Genomic DNA, 17,282 nt, shown 5'->3' with positions numbered 1-17,282 from the left:
TTGAGGAGGAACGATATAGTGGGATACGGAAATTTGCGCCAGTGGACCGAGCAGCTTCGCAAAGACAAGGATCTTGCCGTAATTGAAACTCAGGTGGACCCTTATCTGGAGCTTCCGGAGATTCACCGGCGTGTGGCACGGGAGGGAGGGCCGGCGCTGTTATTTACCAATGTAAAAGGAACGCCGTTTCCCGTAGCGACTAATCTATTCGGGACCGCCCAGCGGGTCGAGAGAGCGTTTGGCAACCGTCCGGAGCAGCTAGTGAAAGCGCTGATGGGTGCAGCTGAAACGCTGCTTCCGCCTACCCTCTCCAGCCTGTGGAAAGAAAAAGCACTGATCTTCGACCTGCTGAAAGTGGGGACTAAACATGTGCCGCAGGGTGAGGCTGCGGTGCTTGGGGTATGCCGTACTTCCGATCCGCTCCGTGAGCTGCCGCGTGTAACAAGCTGGCAGGAAGCGGGAGGCCCTTATATTACCCTTCCGCTTGTTTACACAGAAAGCTTAAGTAATCCGCAGAAGCATAACCTCGGTATGCACCGGATTCAAATCATTGATGACAGTACGGCAGGTATCCACTGGCAAAAGCATAAAGGAGCCGGGTTGTATCATCAGGAGGCCGAGACTCAGGGTGAGGCGCTGCCGGTGTCCGTATTTATCGGAGGCCCCCCGGCGCTGATTGCTGCAGCGAGCGCTCCCGGACCGGCATGGCTGCCAGATCTGGTATTCGCGTCGATTGTCCTGGGCGGAAAACTGCCCATGGTCAAAGATCCGCTCGGCGGACACTCAATCCCGGCTGAAGCGGAATTTGCGCTCCGCGGACTGGTCTCTCCGTATGGGCAGAGTCAGGCGGGCGCTTTGGCCGATTATGATAAGTATAATTTCCCGCAGCATACTGCCCCCGTGATGCATGTGCAGCGGATGTGGCACCGCAAGGATGCGATTTACCCCGCGACAATTGCCGTCACTCCGCGTGAAGAGAATTACTATTTAGTGGATTTTCTCCAGCAGGTGCTATCTCCTGTCCATCATTTGGCTATGCCGTCGGTACATTCGTTCTGGACTTATTCTGAATCTGGTCCGGATGGAGTGGCTGCTGCGGTTGTACAGGATAGTTCACCGCAGGATGCTCTGGGTACTGCTTTCCGCATTTTGGGGGAGCGGCAGCTGTCTGTTAGCCGGTTCTTGCTGCTGACAAGCGAGCCGGCCGCTTTTTCCGATTTTCCTAAATTACTGGAAACTGTGCTGGAACGGTTCAACCCGGGCACCGATCTGCATGTATTTGGAAGCACAGCACGAGTGAGGCCGGACTCTTCAGAACGTGCACCCGGCCCGGACAGTCAAGCTGTGATTATCGGTACCGGACATGTGGTGCGGGAGCTTCCCCGTACTTACACGGAAGGTCTGCTGCCAGGAATTACAGAGGCCATTCCGTATTGCGGCGGATGTTTAATCGTTTCCGGTGCATCCTATGAAGAAGACCCTGAGCTTCCGGTCCGGCTGAAAACGGCGCTGCGCGAGCGGAATACAGCCTGGCCGCTGGTGATTATGGTGGATCACGCTGCTGAGGCAATCCGTACACAGACTTCTTTTCTCTGGACAGTGTTCACCCAGTTCAATCCGGCCGACGATATCTACGCAGAAGCCGAAGTGAAGCAGCACCACATCGGCTACAAGCTGCCAATTGTGATCGATGCGCGCATGAAGTCTGGTGATGATGAAGAGCAGTCGCCATGCAGGAGTACGCTGGATTTGGTGGACCGTAACTGGAACAGCTATTTCCGGCAGGGATAGTACCACATTTTTCTTCATTTTGAGGGGGGACAAGACATGCTGCGGGTATTACTGGGAGAACCTCCGCGTCAGAATAGCGGCGTGCTCGCTGATGCGATGGATAACATGGCAAAGGTGGCATCCATGCTGCGCAAGGAGATGAACGCACATGAAGACCGCAACCATGAATACCGTAAGCTGGAAGTCTGGACACGCGGGCTGATCTCCTCGCTGGATGAACTGGAGCAGAGCTGGTTCGCGGCCGCCTTTTACCGCAAATCGGTGGTTGCCGGGTATATGGATGATATGTCGGTAACGGAGCAGGGCGAATATGCCCGTTATGTTTATTTTTATAAAAATGGGTTTATCCGTGTCTTCTCCCTGTTGGACAAGCTGGGGACAGTGCTGAACAGCCTGTATAATCTGAATACAAGCCAGACCAAAGCCCACTTCTCCTATTTCACGGTACTGCGGCAGTTCCAGCTGCTCAAAGAGCATACCCCGCTGGCGGACGAACTGGAGAATATTAAGAACTCTTACCGGGAGCCGCTGCAGAATCTGCGCAAACGCCGCAATGCAGAAATCCATTATATGAATGCCGAAATGCAGGATGATCTCTGGCAGCGGCATCAGGGGCTGCACGACAAAATTCAGCTTGAGGATCTGGACAGTCATCTGGAGGATTTGAAGCAGGGTTTGGAGATGGTCTGCAAATCTTTATGTGCCGCCTTCCGGTACAGTAATGAGCAGTGGCATAAGAACGCCTCCAGCCAAAAGCGGGTGTAAGGACAGACTTACGTTAAAGCGTAAAAATCTTCCTTTGACAAAAAACCTGAAACTCACTATACTTAGGCTTGCATTATACTCTTACATTCTAAGATAACTATACGGCACTAATTTCATATCATAATCTTATCGAGAGCGGCGGAGGGATAGGCCCGATGAAGCCCGGCAACCGATTTGTATCCAGTAAAGAAACCGTACTGAGTACAAGTGTCATGGTGCTAATTCCTACAATGGCGCGGGTAACCGCCGTTGGCAGATGAGAAGGCATTGTAACTAAACACACAGGGCCTCTTGCGATCTGCAACCGATCGTAAGGGGCTTTTTTGATACATGGAAATATGCATTAAGGGGGAACGACAGAAATTGATAGAGTTAAAAGAGTTGACTAAGGTATACGGAAAAGGCAGTAAGGCAGCTACAGCGCTCTCGGGCCTAAATCTGTCCATTCAAAAAGGTGAGATATTCGGTGTAATTGGTCATTCCGGTGCAGGGAAAAGCACGCTGATCCGCTGTATCAATCTGCTGGAGCGCCCGACAAAGGGTGAGGTTTGGGTGGATGGCGTCGAGCTGACCAGCCTCAGCCAGGGCCAGCTGCAGGAGAAGCGGCGTAAGATCGGGATGATTTTTCAGCACTTCAATCTGCTGTCTTCCGCTACAGTATATGACAATATCGCTTTTCCGCTGCGTCTGGCCGGCACGCCGAAGGCGGACATTGAACGCAAGGTCAAGGATCTGCTGGTTCTGGTCGGCCTTGAGCAGCACCGGAATAAATATCCGGCCCAGCTCTCAGGCGGACAAAAACAGCGGGTTGGCGTGGCCCGTGCGCTGGCCAGTGATCCGGATGTGCTGCTCTGCGACGAAGCGACCTCGGCGCTGGATCCGCAGACCACTGACTCTATTTTGCGGCTGCTGCTCGATATTAACCGCAAGTTTCATCTGACTATTGTGCTGATTACCCACGAGATGCATGTCATTCAGAGTATCTGCGACCGGGTAGCCGTTATACATGGCGGAGGAATTGTGGAACAGGGCGAGGTGGCTGAGGTGTTCCTGAAGCCGAAGCATGAGGTGACCAAGGACTTTATCCGCAGTGAAACCCAGCAGGATGGTCCGTTAAGAGCTGCTATAGAGGCAGTAAACGGAGAGAACACCAAAGCGGTCAAGATCACTTTTCTCGGACAAAAAACCTACGAATCCACGTTATCTCACGTTGTGCGCGGCACCGGCGTCAGCTTTGCTATTCTTCAGGGTACGATCTCGACGATTAAAGATGTGCCTTACGGCCAGCTGATTGTCCGCTTTGAAGGATCGCTTGAAGCGATTGATGCTACCCTAGCGGAGCTTGCGGCACAAGGTCTTGATGTGGAGGTGATTTCGTAATGGGCGGCCTGAATTTTAATGATATTAATTGGGAAGAAATGCTGGATGCATCCGTAGCCACACTAAAAATGTTAGCCTATTCCGGAATATTCACAATTATTCTTGGTTTACCACTCGGAATTGTGTTATATTTATGGGGGAAGTCGAAAAACAATATTATCAGAGCTGTTTACTCGGTATTATCGCTGCTCGTTAATATTTTGCGGTCCGTTCCATTCCTGATTCTGATGGTAGCCCTGATTCCGCTGAGCAAGACGATCATGGGCACCTCGATTGGTGTACTGGGAACAATTCCGGCACTAGTCATCGGTGCGGCTCCATTTTTTGCCAGACTGGTGGAGACGGCACTGCGTGAGGTTGACCGGGGGGTAATTGAAGCGGCACAAGGCATGGGAGCCTCTACGGGGCAGATTGTGCTGCGCGTGCTTTTGCCGGAGGCCCGTCCGGGTTTACTAGCCGGCGTGACGATTACACTCGTAACCCTCGTCTCCTATACAGCCATGTCGGGGATGATCGGCGGCGGCGGTCTTGGTGACCTGGCAATCCGTTATGGCTACTACCGATATGAGAAAGAAGTAATGATTATCTCTGTAGTGCTGATGGTTATACTAGTGCAGCTGCTGCAGATGGCCGGTGACCGGCTGGTCCAATATTTTACCCGGAAATAAGGTACTTCCAGATATAGCCTTATTCATACACACATACTAGAGGGGGATTTACTGATGAAAAAAGTTCTTTTGACGTTGTTTAGCTTGACCTTAGTACTCGTGCTGGCAGCTTGCGGCAACAATAACAATGCCAATAATGCAGCGAACTCCGCGGCAACGAATGCACCGGCAGCAGATGCTTCCGCAGAACCTACCACTGAACCTGCAGCAGAGCCGGTAACACTTGTTGTCGGTGCGTCTCCTGTACCGCATGCAGAAATTCTGAAGGCTATCGCTCCGCTGCTTGAAGCACAAGGCATTAAACTGGAAATCAAAGAATTCACGGATTATATCCTGCCGAATACACAGCTGGCCGAGAAAGCACTGGATGCGAACTTCTTCCAGCACCAGCCTTACCTGGATGACCAAAACAGCAAGAACGGTACGGATCTAGTAGCTGTAACACCTGTACACGTAGAGCCATTCGGCGCCTATTCCAAAAAGATCAAATCGATCGACGAACTGGCTGATGGTGCAAAAGTAGCGATTCCAAACGATGCTACCAACGGCGGACGCGCTTTGATCCTGCTGGCCAAAAATGGTCTGATCACCCTGAAGGACGACACCAACATCACATCCACAAAAGCTGATATTACTGAAAATAAAAAGAACCTTGACATCATCGAACTGGATGCAGCTATGCTGCCGCGCCAGCTGGATGAAGTCGACCTGGCCCTGATCAACACTAACTTCGCGCTAGAAGCAGGTCTTGTGCCAACGAAGGATGCCCTGTTCATCGAAGGTACAGATTCTCCTTACGCCAACATTCTGGTGGCACGTCCGGACAATAAAGATTCCGATGCGATCCAGAAGCTTGCTGCAGCACTAAACTCTGCAGAAGCCAAAGCCTTCATCGAAGAGAAATACCAAGGTTCGATCATCCCGGCATTTTAAGCAGCGCCTTACGCGGCTAGATGAATAATGAAAAGACGTCCCAAGTCATGCCAATGACTGCTTGGGACGTCTTTTTTTACATGCCAGAAAGCTGCTCCGGGTTGTGGCTCCTGGAGAAATCCTCTATAATATAAAAAATCCCGGCTCTCCAATAAGAGAGGCCGGGACGTATAAAACGGGATTAGAATACTTGGACAACTTCTTCTACGCCTTCTACTTCTTCAAGTAGGGCACGTTCGATCCCGGCTTTCAGCGTGATCGTGGAGCTTGGGCAGCTGCCGCAGGCACCCATAAGCTTCAGCTTAACAATGCCGTCTTCCACATCAATCAGTTCCACGTCACCGCCATCGCGCTGCAGGAACGGACGAAGTTTATCGAGCACTTCCAGAACCTCATCATACATGGTGGTGCTTTGTGCATTCTCACTCATTTCTCAATCACTCCTTTCGTATGTTCATTATAGTACAAAAAGTTAAAAAATAAAATGGTTAGGGCAGAATAAGGAGAACAACATGAGACCAATTATTGAATTTTGTGCCAGCAATATCGGACACGGGACCCAGGCGCTTAAAGACAAGCTGGAGCTGAATCCCGAATATGATGTTATTGAATATGGTTGCCTGAATAACTGCGGCGAATGTTACCTGAGACCGTTCGCCATGGTCAACGGCGAAATCATCGAGGCGGACTCTCCGGCAGAGCTGGAGGAAGCCATCGAGACTGCCATCAAAGAGCAGGAAGCTTGGGATAGCCTAGAATTGGATTAGTCCGAAAAAGTCTAATTAACCGAAATGCCGCTTGGACATCCAGAGCACACCGCTTTTGAGCAGGCGGGGAACACGCCCCATTACAGACCGGCGGCCCATCAGGCCGAAGCCGGCATTTTTGCCGAGCGAGCCCAGGGTCCCCTTCAGCTTGATCCTGCCCAGCTTCGGAGTATCGCCGCGCCATAGTGCCTGCAGGACCTGTGCAACCTGTTCGCCTTGGGCACCGGCGGCCTGTGCGCTTGGTGCAAAGGGCAGGCTGGCACAGTCCCCGATCACGTATACTTCCGGATAGTCGGCTACATTATAATGCGGTCCGACAATAATCCGACCGCCGCGGTCTTTGGACAGCTCCAGCTGCTGCACAACTTTCACTGGCTGGATACCCGCTGTCCATACTGTTACATCGGCAGGAATTTCCTGGGTGCCGTTAAAAATGGCATCCTTTTCGACATGGGAAACCGAGACACGCCCCAGCGTCTGCACCTGATGTTCACTGAACCATTCCTCTACGTACTGCGACAGCTTGGCCGGAAAAGCCGATAAGACACGTTCTCCACGGTCCAAGATCGAGATATTGAGGTCCGGACGGCTTTCACGCAGCTCTGCGGCCATCTCTACTCCGCTTAGGCCCCCGCCCACGATATTGACTGTTCCGTAAGGCTTAATATCGTTCAGCCGGCGGTAGGTTTCACGGGTGCCGGAGAAGCTCTGGATACTGCAGGTATATTCCTCCGCCCCCGGAATTCCGTGATAATTATCCGTGCAGCCCAAAGCAATCGCCAGAATATCATAGGAAACCGGCTCACCGGATTCCAGGATGACGATCCTGCTGTCCAGGTCAATGGAACCGACCTCGCCGTAGCGTACCGTTAAACGCGGGTGAACCGGAAACTGGATGCGCAGATGATAGTCGTTCACCGTACCTGCGGCAAGGGCATAATATTCAGTCTTGATTCCCTGATAGGGCATCCGGTCAATCAAGACGATCTCAACATCGTGCGGGAGATGGTGGTCGAGTAATTCCTGGATCAGGGCAAGGCCGCCGTAGCCGCCGCCTAGGACGAGTAATGTTCTCATGCGGACCGATCTTCCTTTCAATTATGGATCATTGCTGGCGCTATTCGTATACCTTAATCTCGTTATAGAAGGTGTCCCGTTCCACCGGAATACGACCGGCGCCTTTTACGAGCCAGATCAGTTCTTCGCGGGTAATGCCTTCAGGAGTCAAGGCCCCTGCCGCGTGGCTGATCCGTTCCTTCAGAATCGTTCCGTGTACATCGGATGCCCCGAAGCTAAGGGCAACCTGAGTCAGCTGCACGCCAATATTAATGAAGTAGGCTTTGATGTGGTCGAAATTGTCCAGCATTAACCGGCTGACCGCAATGGTCTTAAGATCCTCATACGCCGAGTTGCGGCGCATAATTCCAGCATTCCGGTTCTTAGGCTGCATGGACAGCGGAATGAACACCATGAAACCGTTCGTCTCATCCTGCAGCTCGCGGATTTGCAGCATATGGCGGATCCGGTCTTCGCGGGATTCGATCGAACCATACAGCATGGTGGTGTGGGTCTTCATGCCGATTTGATGTGCCGTCCGGTGAACCTGAAGATATTCCTCTACATTTGCTTTATCAACCCGCATTTTTTTACGGTACTGGTCGGACAGAATTTCCGCTCCGCCGCCAGTTAGCGATTTAAGCCCGGCCGCCCGCAGCTCTTCCAGGACCTCGCGGATGCTGAGTCCGCTGATGCGGGTGAAAAAATCAATTTCAGCTGCCGTGTAGGCTTTGAGAGTTACCTCAGGAAAACGTTCATTCAGAGCTTTCAGTGAATCAACGTAATACTGGAAGGGCACCTTATCATTGTGGCCTCCGACAATATGGAACTCGCGTACCCCGGGATGAATATGCTGTTCGACATATTGCACCATTTCCTGACCGGAAAGGGTGTATGCACCTTCTTCGCCGTCATCTTTGCGGAAATTGCAGAATGCGCAGCGGGATTCGCAAACATTGGTGAAGTATAGACTCATATTTTCTATAAAATAGACCTTATTCCCGTTTTTGCGCAGATTGACCTCGTTGGCAAGCTGGCCGATCGTGAGCAAATCATCACTTTCATATAAATAAACGCCATCTTCCAAGTTTAATCGTTCTCCGCCGCGAACTTTCTCAATAATGCCCGCCATTCTTGCATCCGTGTGTGGTGTTATAAGTGTAGACATATGATTTCCTCCTGAAGGTTGGCGAGGCGAAAGCACCCGCAGAATTAATACCGGAATACCTAGCCGGTGCTATTAAGCATAAAAATAGAGGCGACAATAGCCTCGTGACAAATTTCCGAATTTTGCAGCGCATCGCTTTCCCTATTATAAACCTCTCTCCAAGGGTGAGCAACCAGTGGAGAAAGTTCGCATATCCGGTTCAGCCCCAGCTCTGCGACGGCACAGTTATGACTTGAGGGAAGGGGAATAGTGGAGTATACTTAGCTTTATATAGAGTATTTTTGAGGAGGCTAGAGAACATGATTACAATCAGTGAAACGGCAGCGGGACAACTCAAGTCGATGCTGGCTGAACAGGAAGTACCGAATATGTTCCTTCGCCTTGGCGTAACTCCGGGCGGCTGCAGCGGGTTCTCTTACGCTATGGGATTTGACGATAACGAAACCGATCAGGATGTATATATGGATATTGAAGGCCTCAAAGTAGTCGTAAGTAAAGATGATATCCGTTACCTGGACGGTCTGGAGATTGATTTTGAGGAATCCGGCATGACCGGAGGCTTCACCATTAATAATCCGAATGCTACCGCTACATGTGGATGTGGTTCATCGTTCCGTACGAAGGAAGATGCGGGTCAGCCGAGCGCTGAGCCGTGCTAATGTCGGTTAGGTAACCGTTTTGAACCTCTTGAATGGTGTATGATGTACTGCACTTTTCAGGAGGTTTTTTTATATGTTCCTTAATTAAGCAGAGGAAGGATATCTCGGGGAATGATCCGGGCTTTCCGCCGTTTGAGCTGATTTCGGAATGGTCAGCAGGTTTTGGAGTCTATGAGGATTTCCTGAAAGCGCTTTTCGGGACCATGATGAATGAAGAACAATTTAAGCCCATGGTTGAGCCGGCGGCGTTCAGAAAGCACATATCCCTCCTAAAGGCAGCTGAGAAAGGAGGACGCTTTTATACGCTAACGTCAATAAGGCAATACTGTAACGCAAGTGTCCTTGTGCTTAACGTAGATTGGGATGGGGACCCGGAGCCTCTATTGCATGCTCATGAACATAACCATTTCGAGTTATTCATAAGCGAACATTATGATTGCCGGATGATGAGCGGGGGAAGCCGTTCTGACCATGCGTTTTACAAATATGTAGTGTCTCCGACACTGCCTGATGAACTGTCAGGAATTGAATTTAGATTCATCCATTACAAAGGTCCATTTAACAAGAATAAGACCGGTGATGAAATCCTTTTTAAGGTGTAAAAAATGCAGACTTGCACCATCACTCAGGAGGGGTGTACATGATTAAATACATAAGACGAAGAATAGCCCGGAAAGAGCTGATTAAATTGCGGGACGAGCTCACCTTCTATGAGCCTTTGTATCCGCTAATCGGCCCGTTTCATCTGTGGTTTACGGAAAAGTGGAATTACATATGGTCGAAACAAACGAACCGGTACGAAATCGAAGCTGAGTTTTTTACTGAAATCTACACGGAAATTCCCGGGCAGCTGGTGGTATTTAAGCAGGCGATTGCGGACTATGGCCAGCTTGTCGATACGAGTTATTTCAGGGATAAGATAGCGATTATGGAAAAGATGCTGGCCGATGGTGATTCGGAACGTATTTTGACCCTTATGTTTCTGTACTTGCAGATCTTTGAGCGGGCAGAGCGTTATCTTCACCTGAAAAAAAGGGAAGCGGAGCTAAATGAATACATAAGGTAACTCTAAGCTTCAACGAAACAAGCAGCCGGAAAATAGGCAGGAGAATTACAGCATGCTTACAATGGAGTTTAGAAAACTACTGCAGTTACATCTGAAACCGCGGTTGAATCAGCTGGGATTCATGGGCTCGGACCACCACTTCCGCAAGAATTCGGATGAGCATTTTATCTATACCTTGGCTATACAAGGAAACCGGTACGGTGGATCGTGTATCATGGAGCTGGGGGTACATTTGGATTTCTTGCCCATCGGATTGAATGGAAAAGCGGACATCAATAACCTAACCGTCTACGACTGTGAATTTAGACAGCGAATAGAAGCCGGAATCCCCTGGTCTCAGCGAATATTTGGTTCCAGACACCCCCAAGCCCGATGGTTTGAATACGGGGAAAGTGAAGCCGACGCTATTAGGACGATTAATAGAATGTACAAGGTATTCAAGGTAGGTGGTCTGGAATATTATGACCAATTCAGGGGTTTTCCTGATCCTATTCTGTCCATAACCTTGGAACAATTAAAGGCTGAAAGGGGCAAACAGCAAATAAGCATGGGGGCTCCGCAGAATTTGCGTCTTGCGCTTATTATTGCCAGAACCCATGAATTCGTCGGAGATTTGGACTCTTCGTTGAAGTTTGCGGAGTGGGGGTTGAATCATCTGGGACAGGCAACCGGGCTGAAGCCGTATTTCGAAGAGTTGATTAGCCGAATAACACAACTAAGGGAGCTCTCTAAATAAGCTTGAGTCCTTAAGTTGGTCCATTGCATAGGGTATGTACAAAAGAAAACCACTCTTTTGAAATGGTGAGTTGCACTTCCATTTTTATCAAAAGTGTGGTTTCTTTTTTATGATTTTTTAGAGAGCTTGTTCGCGGAGCGTCCTCACTATAATTACTATAGAAGAAAAAGAATTTCAGCGGATCAACCAGACTATGTGCACAAGCTGTTTGCTCTATTTTTCATAGAGTATAGTATTCCTCACAGCAGGCATCAAGCGGGGACGATGAATTTGAAGTTAATCATAAATACAATCAGGGCAGCGGCCCCCAGGGAAAAAGCGATGCAGCCCGCACCGAGGATTCTGCGGCGGTCCTTAATAAACTTGAACCCGAGCGCACAGACAAGAATTGTGGTACCTGCCAAGACAACAGACATCCCGATCATCGCAAACCAATACAATACCTCGAAGAATTGTGCCATTAGGAAGCCCCCTCACACGGTTATAATACAATGAATTTTAAGATTTTTCCAGTGCGGGAAATTCGACAACGGGCAGTAATTGCCGAGGATCGTCGAAGGCACCGCAGAAAAATCAACAGTTTCCGCAATCTTCGCAAAATTCGGGTGATAGCCCCCAGGACATACGGCCCCGCTGCCATATGCCCTTTTTTGCTGTGGGGAGCTTCTTACACGGACAATCATACAGGAGGGCGGGACCTTTTCTGAGTAATCTATAGGGTAGGCTGGGATTGCGAAAGGAGAGGGGAACATGGCAGGAAGAGAACTGGCCAGCAAGTGGCTGAAAACCGAGGCGCTGCTTAGCGATTCACGGGTTGCCGGTTACATTCCACGAACGAAGGAATATAGTGCAGCCGGACTGTCAGCTATGCTGAGAAGATACGGGAACGTAGTGATTAAGCCGATTGTAGGCGGCGGGGGATACGGAGTCATCAAGGTATTCCGGAACCACCGGGGGTATGGTTTCACTTATATGCATAGAACCCGTGTATATCGTGATTTCACATCTATGAAACATGCGCTCGACAGAGTAAAGGTTAGACGGCGGTATATGATTCAGCAGGGGATTTCGCTTGCCCGGATTGCCGGCCGTCCCATTGATTACAGAGTGAAGGTTGTGAAGAACGGCGCGCATTGGGAATTCCGTTCTATGGTGGGGAGATTAGCGCGGCCGGGACTGTTTGTAACGAATCTATGCAAAGGCGGTACGATGATGAGCTGCCGGCACGGTCTGCGCAGATCGCTGCCGCGAATCAGCACTTCGGCCAAAAAAGCGGAAATGCGCCGTCTGACGCATGTCTGTATTGAACTGCTGGAAAGACACTTTCCGGGTATCGGTGAGCTGGGTTTTGACTACGCCGTCGACCAGCGTGGAAAAATTTGGATCCTCGAAGTGAATACAAGACCTAAGTAACTAATAAATTTTTAAGAATTGACGATAAAGATAATAATAGGATAGAATTGCGTTTAGTCGTGCATTTTCCGAGGTAATATGTGGTATTAATTTCTATATTATGAACATTCCAAAATATTTTTTACGCCTAACAGCGTGGAAAGCTCCTGTGCATAACTATTATCCCCATATTCCACTGCGGAGTTAACGCCTTTGTAACCCTTATTAACATATTATGCACAGGATTTCCACAGAACCTTGTGGATAGTAAGAACGCTTGTTCGAAAAAAGATAGTTTGCTATGATAGATTCAGATCCAAATAAAGGAAAGGTAGGTGAACGTTATGGTTGAATTGTCGGATGAGATGCTGTTGGACTCTTACCAAAGAGCGATAGAGCTCCAATTAGAGCATGATTTCATCGCTCTTTTGCTCGCTGAAATTCGCAAACGGAACTTACACTCTCCAGCACATGCGGTTCTACATTAAAACACATAGCTTCATTTTTGCAGCAGCTGCTTAGTCAAAACCGCAAGCGGCACAAAATAGGGTATCTTTTCAAGTTGGAGTGGAATCAACCTGAAAGGATACCCTTTTATTTGTGGATTAGGCTAGCTTGTAAGCTGCCTTCTAGAGCTTAAGATTACTGCTGTGTCCCGGGGATAGCTTGGCATCCGGATCAAGGTATACCTTAGCATTGTTAACCGCTGTAGGCGCTTCTCCGAATCCGACTGCAATCAGCTTCAGCTTGCCTGGGTAAGTAGTAATATCGCCGGCGGCAAAGATCCCCGGAATGTTCGTCTCCATACGTGAGTCTACAACGATCGAATTGCTCTCAATTTCAATGCCCCACTCAGCAATCGGACCAAGCGAAGATACGAAGCCGAAATTGACAATGACACTGTCTACTTCAATCTCCTGTGTTTCCTTGGTTTTGATATGGGACAGGGTAACCTTGGTTATGAATTCTTCCCCGTGCAGTTCAGTGATCTCCGAAGGGGTAATCACATTAACCTTGGAGGCCATCAGATTCTCCACACTGTGTTCATGAGCGCGGAATTTATCGCGGCGGTGAATCAGCGTGACCTGCTCCGCGATCGGTTCAAGCATGAGTGCCCAGTCGACTGCGGAGTCTCCGCCGCCGCTGATCAGGACCTTCTTGCCTTTGAAGGCATTCAAATCGCTTACAAAATAATGCAGATTAGCTTTCTCAAACCGCTGCGCTCCCGGAAGCTCCAGACGCCGTGGTTCAAAAGCGCCTACACCGGCAGTAATGATAACCGCCTTGCTGTGGTACTCGGCTTTATCGGTAGTCGTTACGAAATGGCGTTCATCCCGCTTCTCGACCGACACCACTTTCTCCTCCAGGCAGATATTGGACTGGAACAGCTCCATTTGCCGGGACAGGTTGTCTACCAGCTCCTGTGCGGTGATTTTCGGGAAACCAGCCACATCATAAATATATTTTTCAGGATAAAGGGCAGCGAGCTGCCCCCCCAGCTGGGGCATGCTTTCAATAAGGGTTACCGACGCCTGGCGCATACCGCCGTAGAAGGCAGCAAACATGCCGGCAGGACCGCCGCCTATAATTAAGAGGTCGCTCATAGGAACGCCGGATTGCTCTAGTGTCACGTAATATTACACCTCCGAGTTGATAGTTTCAAAATGCCATACTTAGCGTACTTACTCATTATAATCATTGTGGCACTGCCTGCAAAGGCTTTGAATGAACTGAAAATTGTGACGTTTTTTTGTATGATTATATTTGATTAAAACGATACTAAGGTTTACAATGGATATGGTTATTTTAGAAATCCTTTAAGTTTGATTGGAAATTCTTCTGAATTTAAGTGTATAAATTCACAAAAGAACCTGAATTATTTGACAAAAAATAACACATAGACAGATTCACCTGTTGGAAGGAGCCGGAACATGAGCAGTATTCCCAAAATTGTCATCCTAGGCGCGGGATATGGAGGTATTTTGACCGCCCAACGGCTGCAGAAAGCTTTGAACTATAATGAAGCAGATGTGACGCTGGTAAACCGCCATGAGTATCATTATTTCACCACCCATCTGCATATGCCAGCTGCGGGAACGGACAGCATTGAACATACACGTGTATCTATTTCCAAATTGATAGACGAATTTAAGATTGACCTCGTGAAATCTTCCGTGCAGGAAATCCGCACCCAACAGAAAAAAGTCATTCTTGAGGACGGCACGCTGTCTTACGATTATCTGGTGATTGCTCTCGGGGGCGAGCCTGAAACATTCGGTATCCCGGGACTTGATAAATATGCGCTCACGATCCGCAGCATAAATTCCGTGCGGCTGATCCGGGAGCATATCGAATATCAGTTTGCCAAATATAAAAATGAAAATAATGCCCAGGAGCATATTAATTTTGTGGTAGGAGGAGCCGGCTTCAGCGGTATTGAATTTGTAGCGGAGCTTGCCGACCGCATCCCTGCCCTGTGCAAGGAATATGACGTTGATCCAAGCATGGTGAACATCTACAATGTGGAAGCTGCGCCTACGGCACTTCCGGGGTTTGCCCCTGAGCTTGTGGAGCATGCAATGACTGTGCTGACGAAGAAGGGTGTTACTTTCAAAATCGGTGTAGCCATCAAGGAGTGCCTGCCGAATGGTGTCATTCTCGCAACCGGTGAAGAGATTAAAGCCTCGACAATTGTCTGGACCGGCGGTATCCGTGGTAACCGTCTGATTGAAGCGGCCGGCTTTGAAGCGATGCGCGGACGGGTGAAGGTTGATGAATACCTGCGCGTACCGGGCCACGAGAATATCTTTATCATTGGTGACGGCTCCCTGATGATTAACCCTGAAGGGCGTCCGTACCCGCCAACCGCACAAATCGCGATGCAACAGGGTGAATGCTGTGCCTTTAATCTGGTGGCCGCCATCCGCAGCCAGCAGCCGAAAAAGTTTGCTTTCAGCAACAAGGGTACTGTAGCTTCGCTGGGTAAAGGCCAAGGCATCGCCGTAGTCGGCGACAAGAAGTATAGGGGCTGGACAGCTGCACAACTCAAGAAGGTTGTTGATATGCGCTACCTGTTCATTATCGGGGGCATTCCGCTGGTGCTTAAGAAAGGAAGATTCTTCTAGATGCGTCACTGCAGCGTGCAAGTTCGTGGGCTGTTGACTCGTGAGGAGCTGGACCGTTACAACGGTCTGATTGAGGTCGGATCCTTCCTTGAGGACCAGAGCCGGTATGATCTGGCTTATAATATCCAGAAGGAAATTGATCTACTTATCCTGCCGGCGATTGAGCGGCTAAAGGATAAGAGCCGGGCCCGCGACCGGGCAACGGCTGAATATTTGGAGAGTCTGCGCGAAGAGGACGATGAAGACGGAGATTCTGACATAGAGCAGGTCCGTTAGTCCTCTGCAAGTATGGTTCATTATATAAATAAAGGGTGTGACTCCGCAGGAAGCGGAAGCACACCCTTTATTATTTTACAGTTTAAGCATGTCTTCAAAGGTCTCCGGAGTCAGCAGGTTGCCGACATAGAACGGGCCGAACTCGCCATAGCGGGCACTGACCTCGTCAAAGCGCATTTCATACACCAGCTTCTTGAATTGCAGCGCATCCTCAGCGAAGAGGGTCACGCCCCATTCCCAGTCGTCAAAACCGACGGAGCCGGTAATAATCTGCTTCACCTTGCCGGCATAACCGCGTCCGATCAGTCCGTGTGAATGCATCAGCTCACGGCGTTTGTCCATATCGAGCATGTACCAGTTGTCAGCAAGTTCGCGCTTCTTATTCATCGGGTAGAAGCAGATATGCTTCGCTTGCGGCAAAATCGGCTTCAAACGGGCAGCAACATGCGGATTCTGCATCGGATCGCTTCCATCCCCGGCATTGCCGCCGGCAGCATAGTTGCTTAGTTCAACAATACTGACATAGGAATAAGACTTGGTGGTATATTGGGCAAAGGCGATTTTGTTAAAGGCAGTTTCAAGAGCATTCAGGGCTTCAAGGCTTTCCCGCAGAAACATCATCACGAAATCAGCCTTCTGGCCGACGATAGCATATACTGCAGAGCTTCCTTCCTTTGCTTCCTCCACCGGACCCCATTCTTCCATAAAAGCATGCAGCTCCTCGAGGGCAACAGCGCGTTCCTCGTCATCGGCAGCTGTCCAGGCTGTCCAGTCCAGAGAGCGGAAGTCATGCAGTGCATACCAGCCTTCCAGTGTCAAAGCAGCTTCGTTCATGTTCTCACTCCTTAAAAGTTTTAAAACTTAGTTCGAAAGCATACGCTTCTATGTATGATCCGATTGATCTATTAGCATTGTATCGCAAGCGGGCGGCCAAGAGCAAACCCCCGCACCGGCATTTGCCGGGTTCGGAACTGGAACGGCAATAATGTTCATTGCTTCGCTACATTTTTTCTAGTAAACTTACTATTAAATAAGGTTTTGTGTGCGGTTCTTTATAGAGAGAGGGGATGGCGGTACGATGGGGTTTATTCCTGTATTTGTTCTGGCCGTTTTATTCTTTGTCATGATGTTTGGCATCGGCTTTATCCTTAACATGTTAATGAAGACAACCTGGTTCCCCGCATATCTGTTCGTGATCGTAATTCTGCCTGTAGTCGTCTATTCCATCTGGGACCGGAATGCAATGTCGCTCTGGGAGCACCTGAGCACCTTCCACGTCGTTGATTATCTTACCGGCATTGCCGGATTGGCTGGTGCAGTACTAAGCGGCTGGACCATCCAGAAGCTGCGGCTTGGCGGATACAAGATGTTTTAATGAAATTTATACAGCACCGAAACGGCGGCTATCTCTGCAAAGGGACGGTGATGCCGTTTTTTTCTTTGTGAAAGCCATGGCTGTTTTTTCTCGTGCCGATTTCTATTATTTTTCGCTATCGCCAG

21 protein-coding genes and 1 riboswitch are annotated in these 17,282 nt (G+C 49.5%); of the genes, 15 read left to right on the top strand and 6 right to left on the bottom strand.

Going from position 1 to position 17,282, the window contains the following annotated elements; genetic code table 11:
* The first annotated feature begins 18 nt into the window (after positions 1 to 18).
* The 5 genes from L6H70_RS18550 to L6H70_RS18530 all read left to right on the top strand — a co-directional run bounded on the left by L6H70_RS18550 (position 19) and on the right by L6H70_RS18530 (position 5,537).
* Positions 19 to 1,791, top strand: coding sequence for a UbiD family decarboxylase (locus tag L6H70_RS18550; RefSeq protein WP_236335499.1), 1,773 nt, complete (start codon positions 19 to 21; stop codon positions 1,789 to 1,791).
* A gap of 36 nt (positions 1,792 to 1,827) precedes the next feature.
* Positions 1,828 to 2,556 carry a Cthe_2314 family HEPN domain-containing protein gene (locus tag L6H70_RS18545; RefSeq protein ID WP_236335498.1) on the top strand — a complete coding sequence of 243 codons (729 nt, stop codon included), beginning with the start codon at positions 1,828 to 1,830 and terminating at the stop codon, positions 2,554 to 2,556.
* Between the two features lie 123 nt (positions 2,557 to 2,679).
* Positions 2,680 to 2,819: riboswitch (SAM riboswitch) on the top strand.
* A gap of 100 nt (positions 2,820 to 2,919) precedes the next feature.
* Complete coding sequence (locus tag L6H70_RS18540; protein WP_236335497.1) at positions 2,920 to 3,936, top strand: methionine ABC transporter ATP-binding protein; 1,017 nt, start codon at positions 2,920 to 2,922, stop codon at positions 3,934 to 3,936.
* Positions 3,936 to 4,604 (top strand): methionine ABC transporter permease, encoded by a 669-nt coding sequence (locus L6H70_RS18535; RefSeq protein WP_236335496.1) that lies wholly within the window; start codon positions 3,936 to 3,938, stop codon positions 4,602 to 4,604. Before L6H70_RS18540 ends, L6H70_RS18535 begins: the two co-directional genes overlap by 1 nt.
* A gap of 54 nt (positions 4,605 to 4,658) precedes the next feature.
* Positions 4,659 to 5,537: a MetQ/NlpA family ABC transporter substrate-binding protein gene (locus tag L6H70_RS18530; RefSeq protein WP_236335495.1), complete on the top strand. Its 879-nt coding sequence runs from the start codon at positions 4,659 to 4,661 to the stop codon at positions 5,535 to 5,537.
* A gap of 181 nt (positions 5,538 to 5,718) precedes the next feature.
* Here the strand turns inward: L6H70_RS18530 and L6H70_RS18525 are convergent, their stop codons facing one another.
* Positions 5,719 to 5,967, bottom strand: a complete 249-nt coding sequence (locus tag L6H70_RS18525; RefSeq protein ID WP_054942914.1) for a NifU family protein — start codon at positions 5,965 to 5,967, stop codon at positions 5,719 to 5,721.
* Between the two features lie 82 nt (positions 5,968 to 6,049).
* Here L6H70_RS18525 and L6H70_RS18520 point away from each other — a divergent pair, with 82 nt between their 5' ends.
* Positions 6,050 to 6,304: a YuzB family protein gene (locus tag L6H70_RS18520; RefSeq protein WP_236335494.1), complete on the top strand. Its 255-nt coding sequence runs from the start codon at positions 6,050 to 6,052 to the stop codon at positions 6,302 to 6,304.
* Between the two features lie 15 nt (positions 6,305 to 6,319).
* Here L6H70_RS18520 and L6H70_RS18515 read toward each other — a convergent pair whose 3' ends face one another.
* The gene (locus L6H70_RS18515) at positions 6,320 to 7,381 is read right to left on the bottom strand and encodes an NAD(P)/FAD-dependent oxidoreductase (RefSeq protein WP_236335493.1); all 1,062 of its coding nucleotides are present in this window, start codon (positions 7,379 to 7,381) and stop codon (positions 6,320 to 6,322) included.
* Between the two features lie 40 nt (positions 7,382 to 7,421).
* Complete coding sequence (gene mqnE / locus L6H70_RS18510; RefSeq protein ID WP_206101887.1) at positions 7,422 to 8,528, bottom strand: aminofutalosine synthase MqnE; 1,107 nt, start codon at positions 8,526 to 8,528, stop codon at positions 7,422 to 7,424.
* 299 nt (positions 8,529 to 8,827) lie between these two features.
* Here mqnE and L6H70_RS18505 point away from each other — a divergent pair, with 299 nt between their 5' ends.
* Genes L6H70_RS18505 through L6H70_RS18490 form a run of 4 tightly spaced genes read left to right on the top strand, consistent with a single transcriptional unit; the run spans position 8,828 to position 10,989 of the window.
* Positions 8,828 to 9,187, top strand: a complete 360-nt coding sequence (locus L6H70_RS18505; protein ID WP_236335492.1) for a HesB/IscA family protein — start codon at positions 8,828 to 8,830, stop codon at positions 9,185 to 9,187.
* A gap of 32 nt (positions 9,188 to 9,219) precedes the next feature.
* A complete protein-coding gene (locus tag L6H70_RS18500) occupies positions 9,220 to 9,789 on the top strand; it encodes a hypothetical protein (RefSeq protein ID WP_236335491.1) in 570 nt (189 codons plus the stop codon).
* Positions 9,790 to 9,827: 38 nt separating this feature from the next.
* Entirely contained in the window at positions 9,828 to 10,253 is a 426-nt protein-coding gene (locus L6H70_RS18495; protein ID WP_236335490.1) for a hypothetical protein, read from the top strand.
* Positions 10,254 to 10,305: 52 nt separating this feature from the next.
* Complete coding sequence (locus tag L6H70_RS18490; protein ID WP_236335489.1) at positions 10,306 to 10,989, top strand: DUF4304 domain-containing protein; 684 nt, start codon at positions 10,306 to 10,308, stop codon at positions 10,987 to 10,989.
* Positions 10,990 to 11,240: 251 nt separating this feature from the next.
* Here the strand turns inward: L6H70_RS18490 and L6H70_RS18485 are convergent, their stop codons facing one another.
* Positions 11,241 to 11,450: a hypothetical protein gene (locus tag L6H70_RS18485; RefSeq protein ID WP_236335488.1), complete on the bottom strand. Its 210-nt coding sequence runs from the start codon at positions 11,448 to 11,450 to the stop codon at positions 11,241 to 11,243.
* 289 nt (positions 11,451 to 11,739) lie between these two features.
* Here L6H70_RS18485 and L6H70_RS18480 point away from each other — a divergent pair, with 289 nt between their 5' ends.
* Together L6H70_RS18480 and sda are read left to right on the top strand one after the other, a co-directional pair.
* The gene (locus L6H70_RS18480; protein WP_236335486.1) at positions 11,740 to 12,402 is read left to right on the top strand and encodes a YheC/YheD family protein; all 663 of its coding nucleotides are present in this window, start codon (positions 11,740 to 11,742) and stop codon (positions 12,400 to 12,402) included.
* Between the two features lie 323 nt (positions 12,403 to 12,725).
* Entirely contained in the window at positions 12,726 to 12,869 is a 144-nt protein-coding gene (gene sda / locus L6H70_RS18475; RefSeq protein ID WP_082452054.1) for a sporulation histidine kinase inhibitor Sda, read from the top strand.
* A 141-nt stretch (positions 12,870 to 13,010) separates the two neighbouring features.
* Here the strand turns inward: sda and L6H70_RS18470 are convergent, their stop codons facing one another.
* Complete coding sequence (locus L6H70_RS18470) at positions 13,011 to 13,985, bottom strand: NAD(P)/FAD-dependent oxidoreductase (RefSeq protein ID WP_236335579.1); 975 nt, start codon at positions 13,983 to 13,985, stop codon at positions 13,011 to 13,013.
* Positions 13,986 to 14,312: 327 nt separating this feature from the next.
* On the opposite strand from L6H70_RS18470, the gene L6H70_RS18465 reads away from it, so the two are divergent.
* Positions 14,313 to 15,506, top strand: coding sequence for an NAD(P)/FAD-dependent oxidoreductase (locus tag L6H70_RS18465; protein ID WP_236335484.1), 1,194 nt, complete (start codon positions 14,313 to 14,315; stop codon positions 15,504 to 15,506).
* Positions 15,507 to 15,782, top strand: a complete 276-nt coding sequence (locus tag L6H70_RS18460; protein ID WP_236335483.1) for a hypothetical protein — start codon at positions 15,507 to 15,509, stop codon at positions 15,780 to 15,782.
* 75 nt (positions 15,783 to 15,857) lie between these two features.
* On the opposite strand, the gene hemQ is transcribed toward L6H70_RS18460, so the two are convergent.
* Positions 15,858 to 16,616 carry a hydrogen peroxide-dependent heme synthase gene (gene hemQ, locus L6H70_RS18455; protein WP_206101879.1) on the bottom strand — a complete coding sequence of 253 codons (759 nt, stop codon included), beginning with the start codon at positions 16,614 to 16,616 and terminating at the stop codon, positions 15,858 to 15,860.
* A gap of 244 nt (positions 16,617 to 16,860) precedes the next feature.
* Between hemQ and L6H70_RS18450 the strand changes: the two genes are divergently transcribed.
* On the top strand, positions 16,861 to 17,157 hold the full coding sequence (locus L6H70_RS18450) for a YuiB family protein (RefSeq protein ID WP_236335482.1): 297 nt from the start codon (positions 16,861 to 16,863) through the stop codon (positions 17,155 to 17,157).
* Positions 17,158 to 17,282 lie beyond the last annotated feature (125 nt).

The organism is Paenibacillus auburnensis, from assembly GCF_927798115.1.
Classification (GTDB): Bacteria; Bacillota; Bacilli; order Paenibacillales; family Paenibacillaceae; genus Paenibacillus_AQ; species Paenibacillus_AQ auburnensis.
Note: the sequence above shows the minus strand (reverse complement) of the source record. Positions and strands in the feature narration are given on the sequence as shown.